21 protein-coding genes are annotated in these 23,531 nt (G+C 62.7%); 8 read left to right on the top strand and 13 right to left on the bottom strand.

Features of this window, described 5'->3' with window-relative positions:
* Positions 1 to 34: 34 nt before the first annotated feature.
* The 5 genes from QX039_RS27690 to QX039_RS27670 form a co-directional block, all read right to left on the bottom strand.
* Positions 35 to 916, bottom strand: a complete 882-nt coding sequence (locus QX039_RS27690) for a replication initiator protein A (protein WP_315750718.1) — start codon at positions 914 to 916, stop codon at positions 35 to 37.
* A 2-nt stretch (positions 917 to 918) separates the two neighbouring features.
* On the bottom strand, positions 919 to 1,221 hold the full coding sequence (locus QX039_RS27685) for a helix-turn-helix transcriptional regulator (protein WP_012043460.1): 303 nt from the start codon (positions 1,219 to 1,221) through the stop codon (positions 919 to 921).
* A gap of 134 nt (positions 1,222 to 1,355) precedes the next feature.
* Entirely contained in the window at positions 1,356 to 1,877 is a 522-nt protein-coding gene (locus QX039_RS27680) for a DUF2285 domain-containing protein (protein ID WP_315773862.1), read from the bottom strand.
* Positions 1,878 to 1,935: 58 nt separating this feature from the next.
* A complete protein-coding gene (locus QX039_RS27675) occupies positions 1,936 to 2,124 on the bottom strand; it encodes a transcriptional regulator domain-containing protein (protein ID WP_315773864.1) in 189 nt (62 codons plus the stop codon).
* Between the two features lie 167 nt (positions 2,125 to 2,291).
* Complete coding sequence (locus QX039_RS27670; RefSeq protein WP_315773866.1) at positions 2,292 to 2,570, bottom strand: DNA -binding domain-containing protein; 279 nt, start codon at positions 2,568 to 2,570, stop codon at positions 2,292 to 2,294.
* A gap of 177 nt (positions 2,571 to 2,747) precedes the next feature.
* Here QX039_RS27670 and QX039_RS27665 point away from each other — a divergent pair, with 177 nt between their 5' ends.
* The 4 genes from QX039_RS27665 to QX039_RS27650 all read left to right on the top strand — a co-directional run bounded on the left by QX039_RS27665 (position 2,748) and on the right by QX039_RS27650 (position 5,089).
* The gene (locus tag QX039_RS27665) at positions 2,748 to 3,005 is read left to right on the top strand and encodes a helix-turn-helix domain-containing protein (RefSeq protein WP_041750670.1); all 258 of its coding nucleotides are present in this window, start codon (positions 2,748 to 2,750) and stop codon (positions 3,003 to 3,005) included.
* 160 nt (positions 3,006 to 3,165) lie between these two features.
* Positions 3,166 to 3,603 (top strand): hypothetical protein, encoded by a 438-nt coding sequence (locus QX039_RS27660; protein WP_315773868.1) that lies wholly within the window; start codon positions 3,166 to 3,168, stop codon positions 3,601 to 3,603.
* Between the two features lie 28 nt (positions 3,604 to 3,631).
* Complete coding sequence (locus QX039_RS27655) at positions 3,632 to 4,294, top strand: SOS response-associated peptidase (RefSeq protein ID WP_315750706.1); 663 nt, start codon at positions 3,632 to 3,634, stop codon at positions 4,292 to 4,294.
* A gap of 384 nt (positions 4,295 to 4,678) precedes the next feature.
* A complete protein-coding gene (locus QX039_RS27650) occupies positions 4,679 to 5,089 on the top strand; it encodes a hypothetical protein (protein WP_315773870.1) in 411 nt (136 codons plus the stop codon).
* 136 nt (positions 5,090 to 5,225) lie between these two features.
* Here the strand turns inward: QX039_RS27650 and QX039_RS27645 are convergent, their stop codons facing one another.
* From QX039_RS27645 to QX039_RS27610, 8 genes are all read right to left on the bottom strand, one after another.
* Positions 5,226 to 5,546, bottom strand: a complete 321-nt coding sequence (locus QX039_RS27645; protein ID WP_315773872.1) for a DUF736 domain-containing protein — start codon at positions 5,544 to 5,546, stop codon at positions 5,226 to 5,228.
* Positions 5,547 to 6,093: 547 nt separating this feature from the next.
* Positions 6,094 to 6,558, bottom strand: a complete 465-nt coding sequence (locus tag QX039_RS27640) for a hypothetical protein (RefSeq protein WP_315773873.1) — start codon at positions 6,556 to 6,558, stop codon at positions 6,094 to 6,096.
* A 170-nt stretch (positions 6,559 to 6,728) separates the two neighbouring features.
* Positions 6,729 to 7,664 (bottom strand): DUF2493 domain-containing protein, encoded by a 936-nt coding sequence (locus tag QX039_RS27635; protein ID WP_315773875.1) that lies wholly within the window; start codon positions 7,662 to 7,664, stop codon positions 6,729 to 6,731.
* 339 nt (positions 7,665 to 8,003) lie between these two features.
* Positions 8,004 to 9,056, bottom strand: coding sequence for a toprim domain-containing protein (locus tag QX039_RS27630; RefSeq protein ID WP_315773877.1), 1,053 nt, complete (start codon positions 9,054 to 9,056; stop codon positions 8,004 to 8,006).
* On the bottom strand, positions 9,056 to 13,369 hold the full coding sequence (locus QX039_RS27625) for a strawberry notch family protein (RefSeq protein ID WP_315773880.1): 4,314 nt from the start codon (positions 13,367 to 13,369) through the stop codon (positions 9,056 to 9,058). Before QX039_RS27625 ends, QX039_RS27630 begins: the two co-directional genes overlap by 1 nt.
* 206 nt (positions 13,370 to 13,575) lie before the next feature.
* Positions 13,576 to 15,702, bottom strand: a complete 2,127-nt coding sequence (locus tag QX039_RS27620; RefSeq protein ID WP_315773882.1) for a ParB/RepB/Spo0J family partition protein — start codon at positions 15,700 to 15,702, stop codon at positions 13,576 to 13,578.
* Between the two features lie 47 nt (positions 15,703 to 15,749).
* Positions 15,750 to 16,760 (bottom strand): ArdC family protein, encoded by a 1,011-nt coding sequence (locus QX039_RS27615; protein ID WP_315773884.1) that lies wholly within the window; start codon positions 16,758 to 16,760, stop codon positions 15,750 to 15,752.
* Positions 16,761 to 17,136: 376 nt separating this feature from the next.
* Positions 17,137 to 18,489 carry a DUF5623 domain-containing protein gene (locus QX039_RS27610; protein WP_315773886.1) on the bottom strand — a complete coding sequence of 451 codons (1,353 nt, stop codon included), beginning with the start codon at positions 18,487 to 18,489 and terminating at the stop codon, positions 17,137 to 17,139.
* Between the two features lie 1,212 nt (positions 18,490 to 19,701).
* Here QX039_RS27610 and QX039_RS27605 point away from each other — a divergent pair.
* The 4 genes from QX039_RS27605 (at position 19,702) to QX039_RS27590 (ending at position 23,342) form a co-directional block, all read left to right on the top strand.
* Positions 19,702 to 20,661: a hypothetical protein gene (locus tag QX039_RS27605; RefSeq protein ID WP_315773888.1), complete on the top strand. Its 960-nt coding sequence runs from the start codon at positions 19,702 to 19,704 to the stop codon at positions 20,659 to 20,661.
* A gap of 262 nt (positions 20,662 to 20,923) precedes the next feature.
* Positions 20,924 to 21,190 (top strand): hypothetical protein, encoded by a 267-nt coding sequence (locus QX039_RS27600; protein WP_315773890.1) that lies wholly within the window; start codon positions 20,924 to 20,926, stop codon positions 21,188 to 21,190.
* A 586-nt stretch (positions 21,191 to 21,776) separates the two neighbouring features.
* On the top strand, positions 21,777 to 22,130 hold the full coding sequence (locus QX039_RS27595; RefSeq protein WP_315764517.1) for a hypothetical protein: 354 nt from the start codon (positions 21,777 to 21,779) through the stop codon (positions 22,128 to 22,130).
* 480 nt (positions 22,131 to 22,610) lie between these two features.
* A complete protein-coding gene (locus tag QX039_RS27590; RefSeq protein ID WP_315773892.1) occupies positions 22,611 to 23,342 on the top strand; it encodes a hypothetical protein in 732 nt (243 codons plus the stop codon).
* Positions 23,343 to 23,531: the final 189 nt, after the last annotated feature.

The following is a 23,531-nucleotide window of genomic DNA, read 5'->3' as shown; positions in this document are numbered from 1 at the left end:
ACGAGGGTTCTGGTCCCCGATAGCACGAGCTGATTCACAGGTTTTCCCCAGAGGCGGTGCTGATGCCGCGCTTGCGCAGACGCGCGGCGAACGGGTCTTCCGGAACGGGAGCAAAGGAGAGCCGTTCCCGGTCTCGCAATCCGGGCTCGATGGCGAGCCGGTAGCCGGGCAGCGTTTGACGGCGGACGATGTCACGCAGGTCGTAGGCAAAATGCTTCAGCGGCGACAGGCTGCCCGACTTGGCGTGCAGATGCGCGACGTCGAAGCTCCAGCCGCCCTGTTGGCGCCCGCCATGCTTGCGAACCAGCCGATAAAGCCAGCGCTCAAGTCCACCCCTCAGATCGAAATACGCACGGTCGATCGTGAGGACGAGCGCGTTGTCGAGAACGCCCGAATAGAACCAGTCTGGCAGGATCAGCTGCAGACCGGAGGGCTTGCCATGGGCATCGGCCATCTCCCGCCATTCGTTGATCCAGGAGAAACGATGCCGCCGGCGTTCCGTGAGCTGGCGGATCGACGTCAGCACGGTCGTCGCCTGCAGGCGGTCAAGCCCCGCCTTGAGACGATCGTAATCGCGCGCGCCGGTCCCGCGTCCGACGAAGGTCAGGATCTCGTGCGGCGTCGCCGCCATCAGACGCGAGGTCTTCAGACCCGCATCGCGCGCTTCGACGATCTGCGACGCCGCCCATATCAGCACGTCCGCATCCCAGATCGTCGCCATCCCGTGCTCCGGGACCGCCTCGACGCGGATCGTGATCGCGCCCGCACGAAAATCGATCGGAACGACGCGCCTGCTCTTGGCAAGCGAGAAGAACGGATAGGCCATCAGATCCTGCGCGTCGCGAGGCGCGAGGTCGCCCGGCAGCGCACGAAACAGCTCGAGCTGTTCGCGCTCGGCGCGCCAGCTGCCGCGCATTGCTAAGCCCCCCTCGAGCGTTGCGCAGGGGGTTCGTAGCCGGCGTATCGCACGAGGCCTGAGTGCCTCTTGGCCGGCAGCACGGTGCCCTGCCCCGGATCGGCAGTCGAGGTCTTGGTGCCGCGGTCGGCCCAAGCCTTGAGGTCTTCGAGCGCGTAGACGACGCGACCGCCGATCTTGCGATAGGTCGGACCGGTGCCATAAGTCCTGTGCTTCTCAAGCGTGCGGCCGGACAGGCCGAGATAGCGCGCAGCTTCGGGCGTTCGGAGAAAGCGCGGCGGCAGGCCGGCGACGGGATCGGGCATTTTGCACCTCCAGGAGAGCCTCGCGCAACGATCGAGCGACGTTGCGTGTCGGCGGCCATGATGGAGGCGTAGGACCGCGAAGGAGGATGCCGAAGACGAGGGGGGTCATGTTCGGCCCCCCCCCCTCCGCGATCCTATTCGTCCTTGCGCCGCGGACGCAGCAGCTGGAGATAGCCGCCGCGAATCAGCGACAATCCGGATTGAACGAGTCGTCGGGTGCGACTGCGCAGATCGTGCGTTTTCCAGCTGCGCGCCGAGATGCGCCCAGCCCCGAACAGAGCGTCGGCGATGGCGCGATAGTTGTTGCCCTGCTGCCAGGCGTCGAGCGCGCGCAGGGTCAGCACGAGGCGCGCGCGTCGTTGCTCTGTCCAGCCGTCAGACGTTGGACCAAGCGGGCGTCCTTTGAGCGCACGCCAGAGACGGTCGGCCGCCTCGTGCCGCACCTTGAACTCACGGTCGTAAGGCAGCAGCACGGTGTACGACGCAGTTGTCAGCGGCTTCGTTTGCAGCCACAGACGATGCTGAACTCCGCCGAGGCGGACGACCACGTGCCAGCCATCCGCCGCCAGGCGGAGCTGGTATGGCGCCAACGGCGGAAGCTTCAACGTCGGGGTGACGACGGGAAAGCGCTTGTCGAGCTCGGCCAGCGCGAGCACCGTCGACGAGCGTTCGGGCGCCCAGAAGACGATCTGCGCATCGAAGGAGACGTCGGGATCAGGTGCGAAATATCAACCCCCAGCGCCTCCGAAACGTTGCTGCATCATCACGATCAGCACGGACCGTCGCTGAATACTGCGCCCGATAGTTCGGAGACCGGCGGACACACTCCCAGGCCATGCCTGGACGGTCCGCGCGATGCATGTTCGCGTAGGCCTTGGGTGCGCGCCAATCGAATTCCGACATCGTGCTGTCCTCATCAGGTTAGGACTGCCACGGAATATCCGAATGATGGCGCCATTTCTGATTGCGGTGCTGATTCTTTTAGCGCGTCGGTACTTTGATGCAGGCTGCGCGCTCCACCAACTACACGATTGCTTGAAACGATCGGGTTCCGCAGTGGTTGCACAACGTCAGGTCTCGTGAGGACCACGTAGCAAGTGGTTGTAACCCTCCTCCGACATCCACTTCGCGCGCGCCAGATGGCTGTCGAATGCGCGCCGGGCCCGCTCGGGTTCCCTGATCGGATCGATATGGAGAACGATCTGGGCGACCTCTTTCCAATCAGCGCCATCCGCCTCCGCATCGAGCATGCGGAGATACGTCACGATGTGTTCCTCGTCATAGGGCGTGAGGACGGGATCGCTCGGAGCGTGGTCCGCGACATCGGGATCGAGCGGTGGAAAGGACATCGTTCACAAACCTGAAAAGGGCAAACGCGACGTTCATTTCGGGGGAGCAGAGGCGCGGCGGGAGCCTTACGCTTTCCCGGCGCTGGGCGCCATTAGCCAACGGACTCAATCGCTTGGGGCTTCATTGTAGAAAATACTCCGTGGTGAAATACTCGACAAGCCTGTGCTGTCTTGGAGATGAATATCCGAGACATCCTGGCGACCAATCTGAAGCACCTGCGCCGAACGAAAGGTGTGTCGCAGGAGGAGCTTGCGCATCGCGCGGAGATCGACCGGACCTATATCAGCATGATCGAACGAAGCCGCAATGCGGTTTCCATCGACGTGCTCGCTGCTCTTGCTGGTGGTCTCGGGGTCGAGCCGGCGGACCTGTTGAAGCCGCCGCCTCTCTCGGGCGATCAAAAGAAGAAAGCACGCCGCATTCCAAACCGGTAATGTCAAAGCTTGCTCAAAGTTTGGCGCTGTCATCGATCGTCACAGTTTTTGGCGGCATCGCCCCCGGTTTCCCCGAGGGACAAGGACTGGGGGAGCAAGGCGACGTTCACCCTAGCCATAGCGGCTTCCTTTCCAGCCCACAGGCTGGAATCAATAAGGGATGACCGCCCTCACCCGCCGCCGCGACCCCAAGGCGCCAGAAGAGACCTGGTGCATCTACTTCGGCGACATCCAAGCCGGTACGATTGCCAAGAACAAGGGATCGATCGGATCACCGGCTTGGCAGTGGTTCTGCGGCTTTTATCCGGGCAGTCATCCCGGCGAGCAAAGTGTCGGGACGGCGGCATCGTTTGCAGAGGCGCGCTCGGCATTTGAGAGCGCGTGGAGCGCGTTCGTTGCACGTCGATCTCCGGGAGACTTCGATGAGTGGCGTCGACATCAAGCGTTCACGGCCTGGAAATACTCGATGTGGGATGCCGGCTGCCGCCTCCCAACCCAGAATACGTCCGGCAGATCCCGGTGCTTCTGCGGTGCGGAGATAGAACTCAGGACGACCGAGGACCACATCTACTCAACACATATGGACACCTCGCAATGACGAGCGCTGGAGCGGACTGAGCCTTAGAATGTGCAACCTCTACAGCATCACCACTAACCAGGCCGCAATCGCGGCACTGTTTCGGGTCGTCCGCCGATATGAAGGTAATCTTCCTCCGATGCCCGGTGTCTTCCCAGACTACCCGGCACCCGTCATTCGCGGCAACGAAGAAGACCGCGAGATGCTGATGATGCGCTGGGGGATGCCGCCGCCTCCACGGACCGGCGGGCCACCCGTGACGAACATCCGCAACACCTCGTCTCCGCATTGGCGGGGCTGGCTGAAGCCCGAGAACCGATGCCTGGTGCCCTTCAACAGCTTTGCGGAATACGCGCCAGAACCGAACCCAGAGACCAAGAAGAAGGATGTGGTCTGGTTCGCCTCGTCTGACGATCGCCCGCTGACCTGCTTCGCCGGCATCTGGACTGAATTCCAGGGCGAACGCGGAACAAAGTCCAAGCCGATCCCGGGCCCGCACTTGGTCTACGGCTTCCTGACAACCGAGCCGAACGCCATTGTTACTCCCATCCATCCGAAGGCGATGCCGGTCATCCTGACGACGGATGAAGAGCGAGAGGTTTGGCTGCGCGCACCATGGAATGAAGCCAAAGCGCTCCAGCGTGCACTTGCAGATGATGTCCTCAAGATCGTCGCGCGCGGTCCGGCAAAGGAAGACATAGCAGCAGCCTGATGCAATATCGCAGCCCAATTGAGCAATTTTGACCAGACGGCGCTGATGAGCTGCGTTCTTCTTCTCGGTCATGCTTGAGGAGCTTCGCAATGTCGACGGGTACGCGTTGGACTGAGCTGCTGACATGCCCAAACTGTAGAAACTCCGGGCTTTTGCAGCTATTTCAACCTGGTGGATCGACATACGAATACCGTGCGGAATCCGTTCCGGACCGCTTCAAGATTGTTCACACCGAATGTGGTGAACTCTACTGGTGTCGCGGTTGCCGCCGGGAGGCCATTCACAGCGACCCGGGCCGACTGCATGCGAGAAGCGAGCAGATCAATTAGCATCTGCTCCACTTGCTAAAGATCTTGGATACCGTGCCGGTGCGCAGAACGTTACATGAGCCGCACATTGCCAAGCGCAGTCATTCACTCCGATCTGGTTCGTGGCATCAACTCCTTTACCAAGATGCTCCTTACAAACCCTGCGAACCGAACATTAGATCGAGATCATGCCAGTCGAGTCTCGCCGGCTAAGCTCCCGCTTAAAAAGCCTCCGCCAAGAACAATCCCTTCAACCATAGCCTATGTAATTGCACACTCGCCGGCGCTGCTGTTCGTTTTCGATATGACCGATCGACTGGGAGCCTCGCGCAAGATGATGCTGTTTCACCTCGAAGCAGCGTCTGTATACGCCGAAGAGCTCGGTGAAACGACGACTCTGCATCTCATTGATCGTACGAGGCGGGAAATCGAGCATCCACCTCCGGCGGAGCAGGCACACGAGCCGAAGCCGCCGACATTGGCGTAAGCCTGTCAAGCTTCACACTTGACGCTGCTCGGCGCGAGGCCCCCGGGTGGAAAGGCGTGGTCCGAGATCACACCAGCAACAGCCAGAGTCCGACCTTGGCTCCGCCCGGGTCATCCGGGCGGAGCCCTCTGTGGACTCACTCCGCCGTCTTGCGCGGCCGCGACCAGAGGAGCGTGTAGCCTTCGCCGCCCTCGTCGTCGAACAGGTTGGCGTAGATCGGGGCGTTGAACGAAGGGTCGTCGAGCTTGAGCGAGAGATAGTCGCGTCCCTCCTCGGAGCGGCGCGCCCAGGCGGCGCCGATCTCGACCCGGCCTGCGTAGACGCGGTGGCTGGGCGCGTTCTCGCTGGAACGGTTGGTCTCGGGGATGATGCGCACGCCCTTGGCCTTGAGGCTCAGGGTGATGATCTCGCCTTGGAAATCGTCGCCGACCTTCTTGAAGGAACCGATGGAAGCCATGTTGTCTCTCCTTGGCTGTTTCGGGCCGCGACCACCGCGGCCTCGATGGCGCATCTCGGGCGAACGGCGATCGACGGCGCACCCGCAGGGCCGGAGCGGCAGCGGAGGACGGCGCCGGACAACTTTCTTGTCCCGCGAGGAATGGGCGGCTCCGCCCAGGGGAAGAAAGTTGGCCGGCGGCGTTGCGCTCAGGCGATCGAGGCGTAGCCGGTCTTCGGCCAGATCAAGCCATCACGAGGCAAGGTGCGTCGCCGCCCCGATCAGCTTCCAGGAGAGACATGGTGAGCCGCGGCCGCACAAGACGGCGGACGAGCCAGGCGTACGATCAGAAACCGCCGACAAGAAAAGCGCGTGCCGATCTCAATCCCGTGTCAGCGAACCTGCCGTAAGCCAGTCAGCCAATGCTTTGCGCTGGTAAGATCGTTCTGCGGTGGGTCGCAAGCTCGAGTTCGAGGCGGCCAGCCTTCGCTCAGCTGAGCACATTCGTGCTTGCGAACAACGTCGTCGACCCTTCGAGGCCCAGGCGGTTGGACTGCCCAGTCCAGGTTCACAGCCGCGAGGAGTGGAGAGACCGATCGCCGCCCTGATCGGACTGCAACGGGCGGGCGAGATCGTGACTGTACAACTGGTGCAGAGCGCATCCGCCCGCCAGGAACGCACCAAACCAACCGATGATCTCACGCCAGAGCGGCGATGGCTCAGCAAGGAAGACAACACCTAGTGCCGTGTGACGGCCGGCCATTACTGCCGGGACGAGAAAAGCTGCTGCCACGGAGGCGCGCATCAGCGGGGATCGCGACGTTGCGAACAGAATCCGGCCGACGGTCAGGGTGAGAGCCGCCGCGGTGAGCCCCGCCAGAAATGCCCCGGCAATCCCGACGCCTGCACTCAGGACCGCCATGCCGGTGCTGACCGCAACGAAGAACGGAAGAGTGTGAACGGCGAGCTTAAAAAGTGCGCGGCACAACAGTCCGACGCTGACCAGTCCAAGGATGAGAGTAATCGCGGGCATGGGGGTGGCCTCCGTGCAAAGCTATGACGGGATGCGCCTTCCACCACCACCGCGGCGCGATCCGAACAATATGCATCGTGATTTGGACAAAGTTGCGGAGAGTCGTGCCGACGTTGGAGCAGCGTCCGAGGCGTTGTGAGATCGGCAGAACGTCGAGAAGTTTACGGCGCTCACGCGCCGCCTTTCCCGAAGGTCCAGACGGGAATGCCGAGGCGACGGGCCTTGTCGGCGAGGTTGCCCTGGATCCCCGAACCGGGGAAGACCATGACGCCGATCGGGAGCGTCTCCAGCAAGGCGTCGTTGCGCTTGAAGGGGGCGGCCTTGTTGTGCCTCGTCCAGTCGGGCTTGAAGGCGATCTGCGGCACCTTCCGGTTCGCGGCCCATTTGGAGGCGATCAGCTCGGCGCCTTTTGGCGAGCCACCATGCAGGAGGACCATGTCGGGATGCTTGGCGTGAACCTTGTTGAGCCGGTCCCAGACGAGTGCGACGTCGTTGAAGTCCGGTCCGCCTGTGAGTACGATCTTCGGCCCCTGCGGCAGCATGACCTCGGTCTCGGCGCGTCGCTTGGCGGCGAGGAAGTCGCGGGAATCGATCATGGCGGCCGTCAGCGTGCGGTGGTTGACCTGCGAGCCCGATCGCGGGCGCCAGGGCGATCGCGTATGCAATTCGAAGGCCTCTGCTGCGAGATCACGGAACAGCTCCATGACGTTGCGGCGCTCGACCAGCGACAGCCCCTCCGACGTCAGCCGCTCGAGCTCGACGGAGCGGACCTCCGAGCCGTTCTGCTCGCGCTGGCTGGTCCGCTGCGCCTGCTCATTGCAGTCGAGTTCGCGCTCGATGCGCATCGTCGCACGGTGAAACAGGTTGACTGTCGACCACAAGAGCTCCTTGAGCTCGGGCTCGAGGCGGGTGTCGCAGAGCGTCGCCACCAGGGCGTCGAAGATGTCAGCGACCGCACCAGTGATGGCCCTGCCCTCCGGCAGCGGCCGCGGATCAGGCTCGTCGTCGAAGGGCCGGTAGCCGTACAGTTGGAGTTCGGCCAAAGCGTCGTCGGTCGTCGACCGGGTGTTGTGCGGCTCACGCATCTCGTCGTGGTGGTCGGACATGAGGATCTCGTCTGTGATCTCTGACCGCGCCGATCGCGGCCTTCCATAGCGATCTCCAAGACGGCGGGCGGACCGGACCAGAACCCGCTGATCCCTTCGAGCAGCGGGCCGGAGCGACAGCGGAGGATGGCAGTGCGCGGCTATTTTGCTTCGCGATGCAAAGGCCCGTACGCGGGCCGGCGGAAAATAGCCGCGCACCGCCATTGCCGGACCGGACCGCCTGCCGTCCGATCGCCTCTGAAGAAGGCCCCGGCGCGGCTCTCAAAGGCTCAGACGAGATCCACTCGCCCGCCCACGAGCCGCGGGCGCAGAGCGACAACCCCGACGCTGGACCGACGTTTAGGCCGAGATCACGTCCAGGAAGCGCGCGACGTCCTCAGGCAACAACTGATGGCGCAGCATGTCCCGGAGCTGGGCTTTCCCGAACGCGCGCAGATCTTCGTTGAAATCCTCAAGGCGAGGACACAAGGCGATCGCCTCTATGCCAGCGTCGAGCGCTCGTACCGTCAATGCCTTTGCCGCAGTTGTCCCGGCGGCGTCAGCATCGACAGCGACATAGAGACGGCGCAGCGTTGCCGGCCAGAACAGAGTGGCGAGATGGTTGGCGGAGAGCGCGGCGGCTACCGGAAGTGATGGCAGCACCGTCCGCAACGACAGCGTGGTCTCGATGCCCTCACCAGCCGCCATGACGTCATCAGCAATCCCGAAACGAACGGCGTGTCCAAGCAGGTCGCCCATCGCCCGCCGCGGCGTCTCGATCGGCGCCTTGCCGAGCCGTCGATCATCAAAGCCGTCAGGATCGAGCCAGGTGCGATGGACACCGGTGATGCAGTCATCGAGATCGGTCACGGCGGCAATCAGGGCCGGCCAAGTCTCGATCGTTGTGGTGTCATCCGGGCGATAGAAGCATTGCGGATGGAACCGGAGTGCTGCAGCGTTGGCAGGCGGATCGATGCCTCGATTGCCCAGATAGGTCTCGCCGAGCGTCCCCGTCAGCATCTGAGACATTGCAAAGAGTCGGCGAGCCGCCCTGACCGGGTCGCGCGAACGCCGAAGTGGCTTGGCATCGATCGGAGGTTCACGCTGCCAGCGAGGCAGCTTCAGGAATCGCCGCGCTTCCTCGGCAATGTCGCGGAAGCTGCGAAGCGCGCATGTTGTCCCGATAACGTCGAGCAGATCACCATGCTCGCCGGTCGCGGCATCGGTCCATTTGCCGGCAGGTCCCTTCGACGAGGCATGCAGCCGCACGAACAGCGAGCGGCCGGGCGTGTTGTTGATATCGCCCACCAGCCAATAGCGCCCCTCCCGCCTGCCGTTGGAGAGATAGTGACGGCACACCGCCTCGGCCTCACGCGCGAGGCGGCGCGCCAGTTCTGACACGTCGCCTGCCATCACGGTCGCTCCCGCCCGCGGACTTGCGCAATCGGAAAGCGCTCCAAGACCTTGGCGAGTATCGCTGCGCCGCCGGCATCGGTGGGCACGAACATCCGCAGCTTCCAGCAGATGATCTCGCCGAACAGCCCATAGGCCCTGAGACAATCCCTCAAACCATCAGAGAAGCCCGATAGCTCGATCCGATCGACACCCATGACGCGGGCTCGCCGCAGCTGCACGCCTTCAGCGAGATCGAGCACATAGCCGTCGCGCAGCAGTGCCGCGAACGCGTCTTCAGCTGCGAGCGCCGGTCTCTCCGCCGACATTGCCGTGACCCAACTGAGCGGGACCTTCCGGCCGATGATCCGCTCGTCTGCATCGGTCTGGAGGCGATAGACCCGCGTCGACTCCTGCGGGAGGCGCTTCCAGATCGGCAGCAGGAGCCCGGTGACGAGGTAGATCGTGCTGGTCGTGAACTCTGGGATCGATGCGAGCTCCGCGCTCCAGCCGGCCTTGAACTGCTCGCGATCGGCCTCCACCCAATCGAGCTCGGCGAGTTTGGCAAGCGGCAGAGTGCGGCGTCCCTTCGGTCCGATCAAATGGACGCGTGGCTCGATCTCGCCATCGTCGAGCAGCCAGCTCGGCGCCGGAACCTGGATCGCCGCTCGACCCGAGCGCACATTGCGCAGCGGAACGGCGCGGCGTTGCAGCAGCCGTTCCAAGGCCTCGTTCAGCGGCATTGGCCGATTGCGGTCCCGCTGGGAGATGGTGACGAGATGGGTCTCGGCGCCCGTTGCCGGATGGCTGTAGATCATGCGCCGCTCATTGACGACGAAGCTCTCGGCTCGCAGCGTCTCCAGGCCAGCATCGTAGGTCCCCGATGCGATGGCCCCCTCGATCCGCGCTGCCAGCAGTTGCTCAAACACCGTGAACAGGATGTTCTGCAGCTCGATCGTCAGCGCCAGCAGCCGGTTCAGGAATGTCGTGATCGGCGGCAGCTCATCCCGCAAGCCGTTGTCGTCCGTCAGCTTCAATCCCGTCGCCTGCTCGAACCGTTGCAGCGAGCAGCTCCCGACCTGGCCACGAACCAGAAGCCCATAGAGCTGGTGCAGGGCATCGCGGGCGTGCGGACTTTCGAGATTGTCCTCGGGCCGGAAGAGCCCCTGCCCGCCGGTCTGGCGTTGGCCGCGGGTGATGGCCCCTAGCGTGTCGAGCCGACGCGCGATCGTCGAGAGGAATCGCTTCTCGGCTTTCACGTCGGTGGCGATCGGGCGAAACAGCGGCGGCTGTGCCTGGTTGGTGCGATTGGTCCGCCCAAGCCCCTGGATCGCGGCATCCGCCTTCCAGCCCGGCTCCAGCAGATAGTGCACCCGCAGCCGCTTGTTCTTGGCCGAGAGCTCGGCGTGGTAGCTGCGCCCGGTGCCGCCGGCATCCGAGAACACGAGGATGCGCTTCTGGTCATCCATGAACGCGGCGGCCTCCGCGAGGTTTGCAGAGGCCGCTCTCGTCTCGACAGCAAGCCGATCCCGGATTCGGACGATCCTTCGCGATCGCCCCGTCACCTCAGCGACCACATCGGTGCTGAACCGCTGGACGATCTGATCGAGCGCACCGGGCACCGGAGCAAGCGAGGCAAGATGCTCGATCATCTGGTCGCGGCGCGCGACCGCCTCGCGGCTCTCGACCGGTTGGCCGTCGCGATAGACTGGCCGCGACAACAGATTACCCTCGCCGTCGGTGAACGGCTCGTAGAGCTGCACCGGGAAGGAATGGGCGAGGTAGTCCAAGACATATTCGCGGGGCGTGATGTCGACCTGGACGTCGCCCCATTCCTCGGTCGGGATCTCAGCCAGGCGGCGCTCCATCAGGGCTTCGCCGGTCGAGACGATCTGGATGACTGCGGCATGGCCAGCTTCGAGATCACGCTTGATCGCGTTGATCAGCGTTGGCGTCTTCATCGAGGTCAGGAGATGTCCGAAGAAACGCTGCTTGGCGGATTCGAAGGCCGAGCGCGCCGCCGACTTGGCTTGGGCATTCAGCGTGCCGGTTGCGCCGGTGATGTTGGCCGCGCGCATCGCAGCCTCAAGATTGTTGTGAATGACCGCGAACGCCTCGGCATAGGCGTCGTAGATCCTGACCTGCTCGTCCGTCAGCCGGTGCTCGAGCAGTTCGTATTCGATGCCCTCGAAGGACAGCGACCGTGCCGCATAAAGCCCGAGCGCCTTGAGATCCCTGGCCATCACCTCCATGGCTGCGACGCCGCCCTCCTCGATCGCCGCAACGAAATCCGCGCGCGTCGCAAACGGGAAGTCCACGCCGCCCCACAATCCGAGCCGCTGGGCATAGGCCAGATTATGGACGGTGGTCGCGCCCGTGGCCGAGACATAGACGACGCGGGCATTGGGCAGCGCGTGCTGCAATCTCAGGCCGGCGCGTCCCTGCTGTGAGGCCGCCTGCTCGCCCCGATCGCCCTTGTTGCCCGCGGCGTTCTGCATCGCATGGCTCTCGTCGAAGATGATCACGCCATCGAAATCCCGTCCTACCCAGTCGACGATCTGGCGGACGCGCGAAAGCTTCTCGGCCTTCTCGTCGGTCCGTAGCGTGGCGTAGGTCGTAAAAAGGATGGCTTGATCGAGCCGGATCGGCGTGCCCTGGCGGAAGCGCGACAGCGGCGTGACCAGCAACCGCTCCATGCCGAGCGCCGCCCAGTCGCGCTGGGCGTCCTCGATCAGCTTGTCGGACTTGCTGACCCAGATCGCCCGGCGCCGGCCCTTCAGCCAATTGTCGAGCAGGATGCCCGCGACCTGGCGGCCTTTCCCGGCGCCCGTGCCATCGCCGAGGAACCAGCCGCGCCGGAAGCGCACCGCGCCCTCGGCATCCTCGTTGGCCGCACAAACCTGATCGAAGGTCTCGTCGACAGTCCAGACACCCGCCAGAAAGCCAGCATGCGCCTCGCCGGCATAGATGATGCTTTCGAGCTGCGCGTCAGACAGGACGCCATCGGCCATGAGCGCAGGCAGCAGATGCGGCCGATAAGACGGCTTGGGTGGCGCGACGGAGGCCATAGCTGCGGATTGCACGAGCTTCGTCGGATGCGGCTGTGCTCCCTGGATTCGGATCGACTGCAGCTGATACGCCTCGTACAGCGCGTCAGTCAGGCGGGGTCCCTCCGCGGGCACATCATCCACCAGCTCGTAAGCGAGCTCACAGCCCGCAGGCTCGAACGACATGGGCGATGGAGAGGAGCAGGGAGAGGCCAATACGCGCCGGTCTCTGGGACGCCGATCGGCACTTGCGTCCACATGCGCAACAAAGCGGCCCGACATGGGCAGCCGCGGCGGCACGAGCGCCGTGATCCAACCAAGCAAGGTCCTCACGTCGGGCGCCATCCCGGCCGACTGCGGAAAGACACGAGGATCCGGCGCCGGCTGCTTGTCGATCACGAGCAGCCGTGTGGTCGTCGTCGTCCCCTGCCGCGCATAGACGTCGCCATCGATCGCAGCAGAGAACACGAGGCGGCCTCGCTCCTGCAGACATACGAAGGCGTCCGTCCAGGTCGGATTGTCCGGCGCAAAACCGGCGGACGTGATGGCAACCAGCCGTCCGCCATCTCCGAGCCTTGCGAGCGCCGAAGAAACATGGCGCAACGTCGTATCGGCCAGAGGGCGATCCACATTCGCGGTCGCCGAGAACGGCGGATTCATCAAGACGACGCTTGGGACAAGAGCGGCATCGAGATGATCATCGATCTGCGCAGCATCGAAACGCGTCACGCTCAGGGCCGGAAACACCAAATCGAGCAAGGCAGCGCGGCTTGCAGCGAGCTCATTGAGCAGGAGCGAGCCGTCGGCGAGCTCCGCGAAGACAGCCAGGCTCCCCGTCCCCGCTGAGGGTTCGAGCACGCGATCCGCCGATGTCACTTGCGCCGCCGCGGCCACGGCGAGCGCCAGCGGCAACGGCGTCGAGAACTGCTGAAAACTCTGGCTCTCCAGTGAGCGCCTGGTATGGCTCGGCAGAAGGGCTGCAATCTTTGCGACCATCGGCAGCATGGCTGAGGGCAAGCCATGGCTCACCTTGATCATCGCCGGACCGTACTTGGCCAGGAACAGAACAGCGGCGACCTCGCAGGCCTCGTACGCCGTCTTCCAATCCCAGCTTCCGTCGGCGTCACTGGCGCCAAATGCGGTCTGCATAGTCAGGCGCAGGCACCTTGCATCGATGCGCTCGCCGCGGGCGAGGATTGGTAGCAGCAACTCAGCTGCACGAAGGACGGCCTTGCCGCGCGCAAGGAGCGCGAAGGATGCCGTAGGGCAGCTCGTCTCGGTGATCATGTCGAGGAACCTCGGAGGAGAGCGGGATGCGGAAGAGCGCCGCCGAATGCTCTCTCTGCCCCAGCGGCCTCACCCGCCCTGCTCCGCCTCTCTCACTCTCGACCCGCTCGAGGAGACGGTGACCTCAATGAAAAAAGCCCGGCCTAGCTGGCCGGGCTTCCATCGACGATTTCTCCGGGCCCGAGGCGATCCTTCCCCGGCGAGGGTCATTCCGCGGCAACGATCTCCTCGACTTCGTCTGCGCCTTCCGTCGCCTCCTCATCCTCGCTGAGGAACGCCGGCAGGCTGTCGGCATCGGCGCCTTCGACCGCCGGTGCCAGATCCGCATCGGCGCCACGCAGCGGCTCCGGCAACCAGCGGCTGCCTTCGAGCAGCCGTTCGGCTTCGCGTGCCATGTCCGGCCTCTTCAGATGCGCGATGAGCTGAACCGAAGCCTCGCCCTTCGCTTCGCGCACCGTCTGCAATATGCGGTGCTTGGTGACGCGCCCGAGGTAATTGTCCACGGTGGGCTTCCAGCCGGCGCTGACCATATCGAGCCCGACGGCGCGCGACAGACGGTCAGCCTGTTCGAGGCGGCCGCGGACACCGTGCGCTGACAGGCGGCCCTGATGCACCCGGTTGGCCGGTTCAAAGATCGCGTTCACGGCCTGTGAGGCGCAATGGGCGAAGAGCTCGGCCTGGGCTGTCCCGTCCATCGCCTTCAACGCTGCCCAGAGGTCCTTGTCGCTGGCAGGCAGTTTCGCCTTCCAGGATGCGTGACGGGCGGCGATCGCCTTGGCCGGAGCGCTGTCCTGCAAGCCGGGCGGCTGCGCCGGAAAGCTCGGCGTACGCAGCGAGATCTCCAGACAATTGAGCGTCGAACCGAACGGATAGAATGTCGCCAGCACGAAGCTGTGCAACACCGCCTGGAACGCGATAGAGGGCTCCTGGCCAAGCGCATCGCGAAGGGCGAGCGTGCGATAGGCTGAGAGCTCGCTGATCAACCGGTCTGGCAAGGGGCGTTCGACATCCTCCCCGTCCTCATCAGACCCATCCTGCTCGCCGTGACCGATGACGATCGTCGGCACCGGTACCCTGCCCGCCACGTCAGGAACGCCGGTCCCGTGATCGCCGTCGGCACCAGCTTCGACATTCGGCTCGTCGCTGGTCGCCGCGACCTCATCCTCTGGACGGACGAAGCCACGGACGACACGGAGGCTGCCCTCGGAGTCGATGCTGACGAACGCGCCGGCCCGCGCCATCTCGGCGGCATCGTAGATCATTGGCCGATCGTCGAACGACTGCAGCGCAGCCTCGATCTCACCGAGACGCCGATCGACGTCCTCAGGCAACTCGTCGGCCTGGCCATAGTCCGCCTCGAGCTTGGCCTGCTCGCTCCGCAAGGCTTCGATAACCGCCTGCTCGTCGGCGGTGAGTTCGGCCGGGTCTCCGTGAAGCTCGCGCAGGCCATGCGTATGTCCGAACGGGAAATCGACGGCGGCTGCGATCCACTTCCAGCCTTCGGCACCGATCCGCTCCGCTTCCGACTGCACCTTCTCAGCCACGAGCCGATCGAGCAGAGCGACGTCCTGCAGCCAGCCACCGTCATCGGCCTCGAACAGGTCCCGCAGCACCACCCCGCCGGCGACCTCGTAAGCGGCAAGTCCGACGAACTGCGCCCTGCGGTCGGACGCCCGCACCGTCTGCTCCGTGAGCTGGCGGCGGATCTGGTAGGGCGCATCGCAACCGGAGCGGCTGACCTTGTCCCAGACGTCCTGCTGGCGCGCATGATCCGCCGTCACCGTAAACGCCATCAACTGCTCGAGCGTCATGCCGTCGGCGGCGTAGACATCAAGCAGCGCTGGCGAGACGGCAGCCAGCCGCAAGCGCTGCTTGACGACCGCAACCGTCACGAAATGCCGCGCCGCGATCTCCTCCTCGCCCATGCCACTGTCGCGCAGCGCCTGAAACGCACGGAACTGATCGAGGGGATGCAGACCGACACGCTGGTCGTTCTCGGCGAGCGAGTCGTCCAGAGCCGAGCCTTGATCGCGGACCACGCAGGGCACAGCTTGCGTCTTCGCCATCCGCTTCTGCTTGACCAGAAGCTCCAGCGCCCGGTAGCGGCGGCCTCCCGCCGGGACCTCGAACATGCCCGTCTCTTTGCCTTCGCCATCGAGGACAGCCCGCACATTCAGGCTTTGCAACAGCGTCCGCTCGGCGATGCTCTCCGCCAGCTGTTCGATCGAAACGCCGCCCTTGATCCGGCGCACATTGGACTGGCTCAGCACCAGCTTATTGAAGGGAATGTCGCGGGACGGCGACAGATTGATCTTCTGGACAGCCTTGGTCATGTCTGGGTTCTCCACGACGGGGGGCCTGGAGCCTCTCTCTCAAGCCTTCACCCGTCGCAAAGCACCTCTCGCCCTCTTCCTCTCCTCTGCTCGCGGAGCACGATGCTCAGGCGACGGCGCGATCCGATCACCTCGGCGAAGCCAGCCGGGTCAGGTGCAAAGCCGAGGAGGTAGTCGGCCACGCGGCTCGCTTGGCTCGCCGCCCTGATGATGGCGCGATTATCCTCGCGTAGGACGTCGAGCCAGAAGCCGATATAGTCGGCGTGGCGCACGGTCGGCACGATGCCAAGCGCGGCGCAGCTGAAGGCCGCGGCGATCTCCGCGATCAATTCTTCAAAGGCGTATTTGCCGCTGCCGAACCGGCCCGACAGATCGCGGTTCAGCCGCGCAGGGTGACCACTCGCATGGGCGAGCTCATGCAAGGCCGTGCGGTGCCAGTTGATCGGCTCGAAGAAAGCGGCAGGCGGTGGCACCTGCACGAAATCTTCGACAGGCGCGTAGAAGGCCCGATCGCCGCCAATCCGGAAGTCGACACCACTGTTCGCAATCAACGTCTCCACCACTGGCTCGATCGTCGTCGGCGGCGGTGGCGGCACCGCGCTCGCGATGTCCGCTGGCAGAGCCTCGCACTGGTCGGTGTTGAAGACGGTGAAGCGCTTCAGAAACGGAATCGCCTGTGCCTCTTCGCCGGCCTCGCGGGCACGCTGCCGTTCATCCGTTGGCACGAAGCGATCGGCATAGACGACCGTGACGCCGCGCTCGCCTTTGCGGACATGCCCACCCAGGGACAAAGTCTGCCGGAACGTCAGCCAGCTCTGGCGGGCAAAGCCCCGCTCGATCACTGCGCCCCAGAGGATCAGGACGTTGATCCCGGAATACGGCCGACCCGTCGAGGCATTTCTCGGCAAGGCAAGCTGAGCCTTCGCCGCTCGCGTTCCCCAAGGCTGCACCCAGCGCACGCGGCCGGACTCCAGTTCGCCGATGATCTTGCTCGTGATCTCCTCATAGAGGCTCGCCCGGTCATCGCCAGCGCGAGCACCAACTCTCCGTCCCTGCATCGCGGATCTCCGCGACGGGCGCGGCGGAACTCTCTCGCCGCTTCCAACCCGTCACGGCCAACCCGGCCTGCACTCTTCCTCTTCGTAAATTTGCGTCCAAACGTATTGTATGTGGCTAACCCAACGCGCCTCATTCGATGCTTCAGGGATGGAAGCCGTCGACCGAACGGATTGCAGCTAAAACGATGAAGTCTTTGGCCAACGCTGAGAACACCTTTTTGGGTCCGTGCCGACCAGATCGGCCCATACAATCTTGATTGTTCTTGCGTTGCGACGGATGTCTACGCGGTGAGGACCCGACTGGCCTTCGACCAGTCGGGCTAATCCAGGTGGGTTGCTACCAGCACGTTCGTTGCTGCTCAGGCCGCCTCCTCAGCTACATCGCCGGTCGCACAGACTGTCGAGGCTTAGGTTCGTCGCCGGCAGCAGGAGCTACCTTCCACGTTAGAAGCGATGCGATAGCCTGATCCGCTGTTTTCAGGAGTTTCCTTAACTGCGGGCACTCAGGATAATGTCGAGCAAGAATCGCTTTGATCTCGCCAAGACTCGCAATATGCCGATGCAAACTCCCTGGCACTGCAGCGAGCGGATCGCTCTCCGGGAGCTCGTGATAATATAGATCAAAGAACACCTCATCGGAAAGCTCGTCACGGCCGTACTCATGCTCGGCCCTACTATCGAGCTCGCAACGCATTGCCTCGATCCTGCGGTAAACGCCCGCACGGCCTCTCGTTCCGATCAGCACGGACTTCAGAAGCCTTCCAACCGCCTTGTGTTGTTCAATCGGCATTCGGGCCTTCGGCCAACGCCGCGTCCCCGAAAGAAGGCTATTGTACTCGGTAGAGTTTATTGGTCGCGCCCGGTTACCGAGAGTCTTGACCTCGCGAGCTTTTGCCGCGATCTCCGCCATGCGGCCCGGACTGACGAACGCGGGCGCCGTCGGCCTTGACTCTCCCTGCCAGTCAGAAATCACGATCGGAGGGGGAGCATCTGCCAATCGCGAGATCAGCGGCTCCAGCGAGTATCCCTTCGACACGTCAGCCAAAAGAAAGAGCGACGTGCCATCGTCGGGCCGATACATGCCCTTCCACGGTGCCTTGACAACAGCCCAGCCATGCCGGGCCGCCCATTCGTGCTGCTCTGGCGTCACACCACCACGGGAGTACGGCTCGCTGGTACGGATGAAGCCTTTCGCGACCGGATCGTACCAACCAGCATCATGGTCAGACCCAGGCATCCGATTTTGGAAGGATCCCTTGGGGAAGGAGCGATTTGCACCTGAAGGAACAAGCCCGGTCGCTTCCATAAACTGGATCTTCCTTGCAATCTTGCAGGCGGCTTCACGCGCAGCCTCCTGCGACGGTTCGGTGTAGAGATCCGCAAGATGATCCGGACCTTCGCGCCGCATCGCGGCTAGCCCGTTCTTGTATTGCGGGGGCTTCACCAGCGCATCGAGCGGCTTGCCAAGCCACATCTTAAGAATCTCGCAGCCCGTGGAACTGGTCGTTCGATCTCGCCAGAGGACGGAGATGTAGAGAGCGAATGCGCGCTGGGCTGTGGCGCGCTTTTCACCAAGCGCTCGCTGGGCATGCCTGTAGTTCTCGAACCCAGCAGCCATCGAGGCCTTATGCAAGGCAACAATATGCGAAACGCCCTCCAGTTTCTTGAGGCGCTTGGCAAGCTGCTTGATGCCAGAGATTGAGGATGGACGAACATGATTGTTCGACATGTCAGGTCTCCCGGCTCTAAACGAAGCGTCGCCCGTCAACCACCTCTCGAGCCCGACAAGACATGACGGGAGCGATCGATAAGGGCAGCGCCTCAACGGCTTCGCTATGACGGGCGGCGGGCTCCTGCCGAGAGCCAACTCAAGCATGCCACAACCCTGGCCTGCATGGGAAGACCGCTCCTATGAAACGGAGCAGAACCCACAGCTTCTGGTGACTCAGTCGTGACAAAGAGCCAGCCCGGCCTGATACCCTGGCGTACTGTCGGGACGCCGAGATCGAACTTGTTCTCAAGGCCCGCGCCGGGGTACGGGCGATCGTTGCGCTGGACGAGATTCACCGCCAACATCCCGATCTCAATCCCAACATCCAGCGTACGCGGGAGCGACGGATTACTGCATGGCGCACGTTGCAAAGCGGCCGCCGAGGTTGATTTGGAAGTCAGCCCAATTGCCACAATCCTTGCTCTCCACGTCGGAGCAGCTCTCGACGACTCGGCTTTAGGTTGTGTAAGTTACGGAAATGCAGCCGACATGAGCGCCAGAAATGCTACTTTCGGATGGCTCTGCCGTTCGCGCCCGCGCGCTGCGAGACGGCTGGCTCAAGACCACGGTGGGAGACCTGGGTTGCTGTCTCGATACAGCGGCGGGGGCCGTTGCGAGACTGCTGGGCCATCCGATTGGGGGAAGAGCCGGACGAACGATCGAGACGCTATCGCCACGGAAGCAGATGGCCGCGAAGGCACGCTCCCTCAGCGTGATCCATGGGCTAGGTCCACTCCCGATGCATACCGACGGCGCATATCGGCTGGAACCGCCCCGGTTTGTCATTCTCGTGTGCACATCGCCAGGCAGTTCTCCAGTCCCAACAACGTTGACACGATACCGGGACCTCCGGATCAGCGCCTCGGAGCGTGCCCGTCTTGAAGCCGCTCCTTTTCTCGTCCGCAACGGCAGGCAGTCCTTCTATTCAACAATCTGCGGCAGATCCCGGCCGTTCATCCGCTATGACGCGGGCTGCATGGTGCCGCAGGGGATGGAGAGCGGTACGGTATTCCATCTCATGGCCAAGCGCGCGCGGGATGCCGGACCGACCCTTGTTTCCTGGCGTACAGGTGATGTTCTCGTGATTGATAATTGGAATGTCTTGCATGGACGCGGGCACGGGCCTGCAGAAGCCTCGCAGGACAGGAGACTCCTGAGAGTGAGCGTCCAATGAAAACTCAGGATCCAAAGACCCCCGCCATCGTGGCGGCCCTCTCGGCAGACGCTCTGATGGGAAAGTCGCAGGCGTATATCGGGCGGGCGCTGGCAGCCAAGGCAGCAGGGACCATGGGCGAATACCAGCTTTGGGCCTCCCTCGCCCTTGAACTGGTCGGCAAGGCGGCGCTCGCAAACATCCACCCGTGCCTAGTGGCCGACCCGAACAGCTATGTCTCGTTGTTCGCTGCGGCAGGCATGAATGTCAGCCCGGACATCAAGACCATTACCGCCAAGACCCTGTTCGAACGCCTTGCGCACGTTTCGAAGCGGTTTAATGAGAAGACGAAAAACTTCTGCATCAACATGAGCGAGAGGCGGAACGCGGAGCTTCATTCCGGTGAGGCTCCCTTCGAAGGCGTTGTCGCTTCGTCGTGGGAGGGCCGTTATTGGCACACGGTGGAAATCATTCTTGAGGGGTGCGGAAGCTCGATCGAGTCCTGGCTCGGCGTCGACAAAGCCAAGGTCCCGAAGGCACTGCTGGCAGAATACACGCATGCAACAAAACAAGCGGCTGCAATCCGGGTCGAGACGGCTGCCGAGGCCTTCAACGCGTTGGCGAAGAAGCAACGCGACGCAGCCCATGCCCGTGCCGCTGCTGTCGACGTCTGGAATATCCGGCCGAGCTTCAGGCTGCTAGCAGATCACATCTGGGAGGCGGAATGTCCGGCATGCAAGTCACGCTCCTTTTTGGCCGGCGTTAAATTTGATGAGGAGGTCTCCGAAGATGACAACGGAGACGATCCCTACGAAGAGTTGGTCGACGTTTCTTATGTCGCGGAAGAATTCCTGTGCACATCCTGCGGCCTGCACCTCGATAATCGCGATGCGATCCAAGCGGTTGGGCTGGACGTCGACCACATCGAAACGGAAACACGCCAGCGAGAGTACGAGCCCGATTATGGCAATGATTGACAATGTTCATACTTCGAGAGCCCCTTATGCTGAAAAGAACTGCGTTTCCACCCCAAGAGGCGTGGCGGGCCTCGAGCTGTTCGAGGCGCACGACTTCATAGAGCGTCCGCGATCGGAACTAAGCGGAGCGTTCGGCCCGTTCGTCGATCAGCTCCATGCACGTAGCGCGGCGCGCCATCCAGGATTGGAGACGCTATGAGCGGCACGCCTTTGGCCGAGCCGAGGGTTATTTTCAGGCACGCTCTCGCTCGAAGGTGGCACCGTGGAGGCTTCGGCAACCATCGGCATCGACGCCTTTGGCGAGCTGACGTTTGAACTCACGCCGATTCCTCTTTCGCCACGCTCGGGGGGCGTTCTTCTCAACTGGCATCAGGAGAAGAGCGCCGTGGTCTGTTTTTCGTTCCGGGGCTTGGCCGAAGACGGCACGCGCTTCGAGACAGAGCATCTCTTTCTCTCAAGCCTGGTAACGGCCTCAGACCAGGCGAGCGGTGAGCGTCTCCCGTCGCCAAGGAGCGCGCCAAGCAGATGAGCCAGCGCCGGCGCGGCGGCCGGCTCCGAAGCTGGTGTCGCGGCCGGCGAGCTACGCGACATTCGTCGCGCGCTTTTCGTATTTTACCATGCCTGAAATGAATGACCGATTCCGAAGCTCATAGGGCCCTAGAATATTCAGAGAAATTGGACCTGACGCGCCGATGTAACGGCCCGAATTTTCCGTCGATCCTCTCCCCACTGGAGACAGTACGACCTTTGCTCATCGATGATCCGGCTGCCCTCACGCTGACAATAACTGGCCCCAGCGGAGCGAAGACAGAGAAGGCACCCGCAGGAGGGTCAGCATCGCGGCCGCCGCGTCAGCGGAGGGACCCGGGACCGAGTGCCGTCGCGAGACCGGTCAACAAGGCACCCGCATTCGGGACAGTGATAGCGGTGCCGCGCAGCGACAGTCCCGAACGCGAGTGCCTCCGGCGAGCGACACCATCGACGGCAGCATCCGGAGCAATGAACTACCGCTCGGCAGCTTGTACACGTTGAAATTCTCGTTCTCCCGCTTGTCAGCTGACTCCTTCCTCGGTCATCCTGCCGAATCACTTCTCCAGACCAACGGAGGCGACACTATGAATACGAACCAAGACAGATATCTTGCTGGTGAGCCGTTGAATTCACAGGACCTGCAGAGCGAACGCCTAGCTTGCCTCGCCCATCCCTGCGGCGGCGAGACCATCTATCTCAATACGGGCGACGTCGACCGGTACGTTCGCGATCCGGATGGTTTTGCAGCTGAGCACTTTGGGCTCAGTAAGTCCGACTATCGCGAATGGGTCTTCCACGGAGGTCATGCACTATGTGCTGCGCAGACCAAGGCCGGAAAGCCATGTCGCAACTTCGTGACTCGCCATGGGACTGATGCGGCTGAATGGAAGGCCGCACATCGCAGTGAGTATTGCGGCTCACATCGCCATTTGGGCTGAGGCGCGCGGTGGTCTTGGGCACGCCAGAGACCTAATTGCCACCCGGCGACGACCGCCCGCGGGGGCTAGCCACCGCGCGATGGGTCAATCGGCAACCCGGTGTGGGTGTCCCCAAGATGTGGATTCGTTTTCGACGACCGCAATGCTGAAACGTCTTATCGCTACCGTCGCTGTCTTCGCGCTGACCGGGCCGGCGAACGCATTTTACACTGAGTGCACGGCTTCGAAAAGATGCTGAGCTTGCCAACCGTGTTAACCGGCCGGGCGGCAACACCGACTCGCGTTTCCAGCCTGTAGACAAGGGCGACAAGGTCGCCTTTCGAGATAAGTTCGAAAGTTGGTGATTCGTATTGCACAGCAAGGATGGTATCCTCGACTACGGCTGGCACCCGAGAACATCCTGACTAGGTGCACAAAGATGGACGGCACGTCGTAACGTCAAATTGGCGCGCTGCTTCAAGACCTGCGCAATGGCGAAACATGAATGATTCTTCCGACATCCACGCCTATTTGAGGGCCGCAGAAGCCGCTGAGCGTGACAGCCTTGTGGAGCACAAGAGCTTGCTCGCTTTTGCCGGTGAATTGGACCAGCATTTCAGAACCCTAGTGACCGGCCGAGCCTACTGCTCTCACCCGGCCATCGCCCTGCTGGGCATGAACGCCCATGCGTCCTATCTCGCTGCGCTTAGCACGGCGCTACGAGGTCAATCGCCGCCAACATTCATGGTAGTCCGAGGCTGCATCGAAAGCGCCTCGTATGCTTTCTTGATTGGCGACGACCAGTCGGACGGTGACGTTTGGGTTCGGCGGGAGGAAGAACCCCAAGCGGTCAAGGCAAGATTCACGGTGAACCGCGCCGTCCAAAAACTGACGTCGGTGGATCCCAATTTGGGTAAACTTCTAAAATCGAGCTACGACTGGACAATTGAGTTCGGCGCTCACCCAAACAAACGATCTATTCTTGATCACTTGCGTGAAGGAGACCCTCATCCGGAAGGCCATCAGTTCTCGCTGATTTACATTCATGGCAGCGACTCTCTCGCTGTCTTAAGGTGCATAGCCGCCTGCATCGAGAACGGAAGCATGGCAATAGCTCTGTTAAGTCATGCCATGCCCAGTCATCCAGAAGGTGAGCGAGTTTTCGCGGAAAACCGGGAATCAATTTCACGTTTTCAGAAACACATGGCGGATGAAGGTTATTTCACACCATAGCACATTCGCCTTTTGTTTTGCTGCCGACAGCTACCTGCAATTGATGTCGCATCTTAGGCCATGCAACGCAAAAGACGACTGCTACCAAAGTCCTACATGGGCAATAAATAACTCTATTCAATCACAAGATCGGGGCCTCAAAAACCAAGCGCCAAACCAGATCGGAAGAGCACACGTCTGAACTCCAGT

Source organism: Bradyrhizobium sp. SZCCHNR1043 (assembly GCF_032489675.1).
In the GTDB taxonomy this organism is placed as follows: Bacteria; Pseudomonadota; Alphaproteobacteria; order Rhizobiales; family Xanthobacteraceae; genus Bradyrhizobium.
Note: the sequence above shows the minus strand (reverse complement) of the source record. Positions and strands in the feature narration are given on the sequence as shown.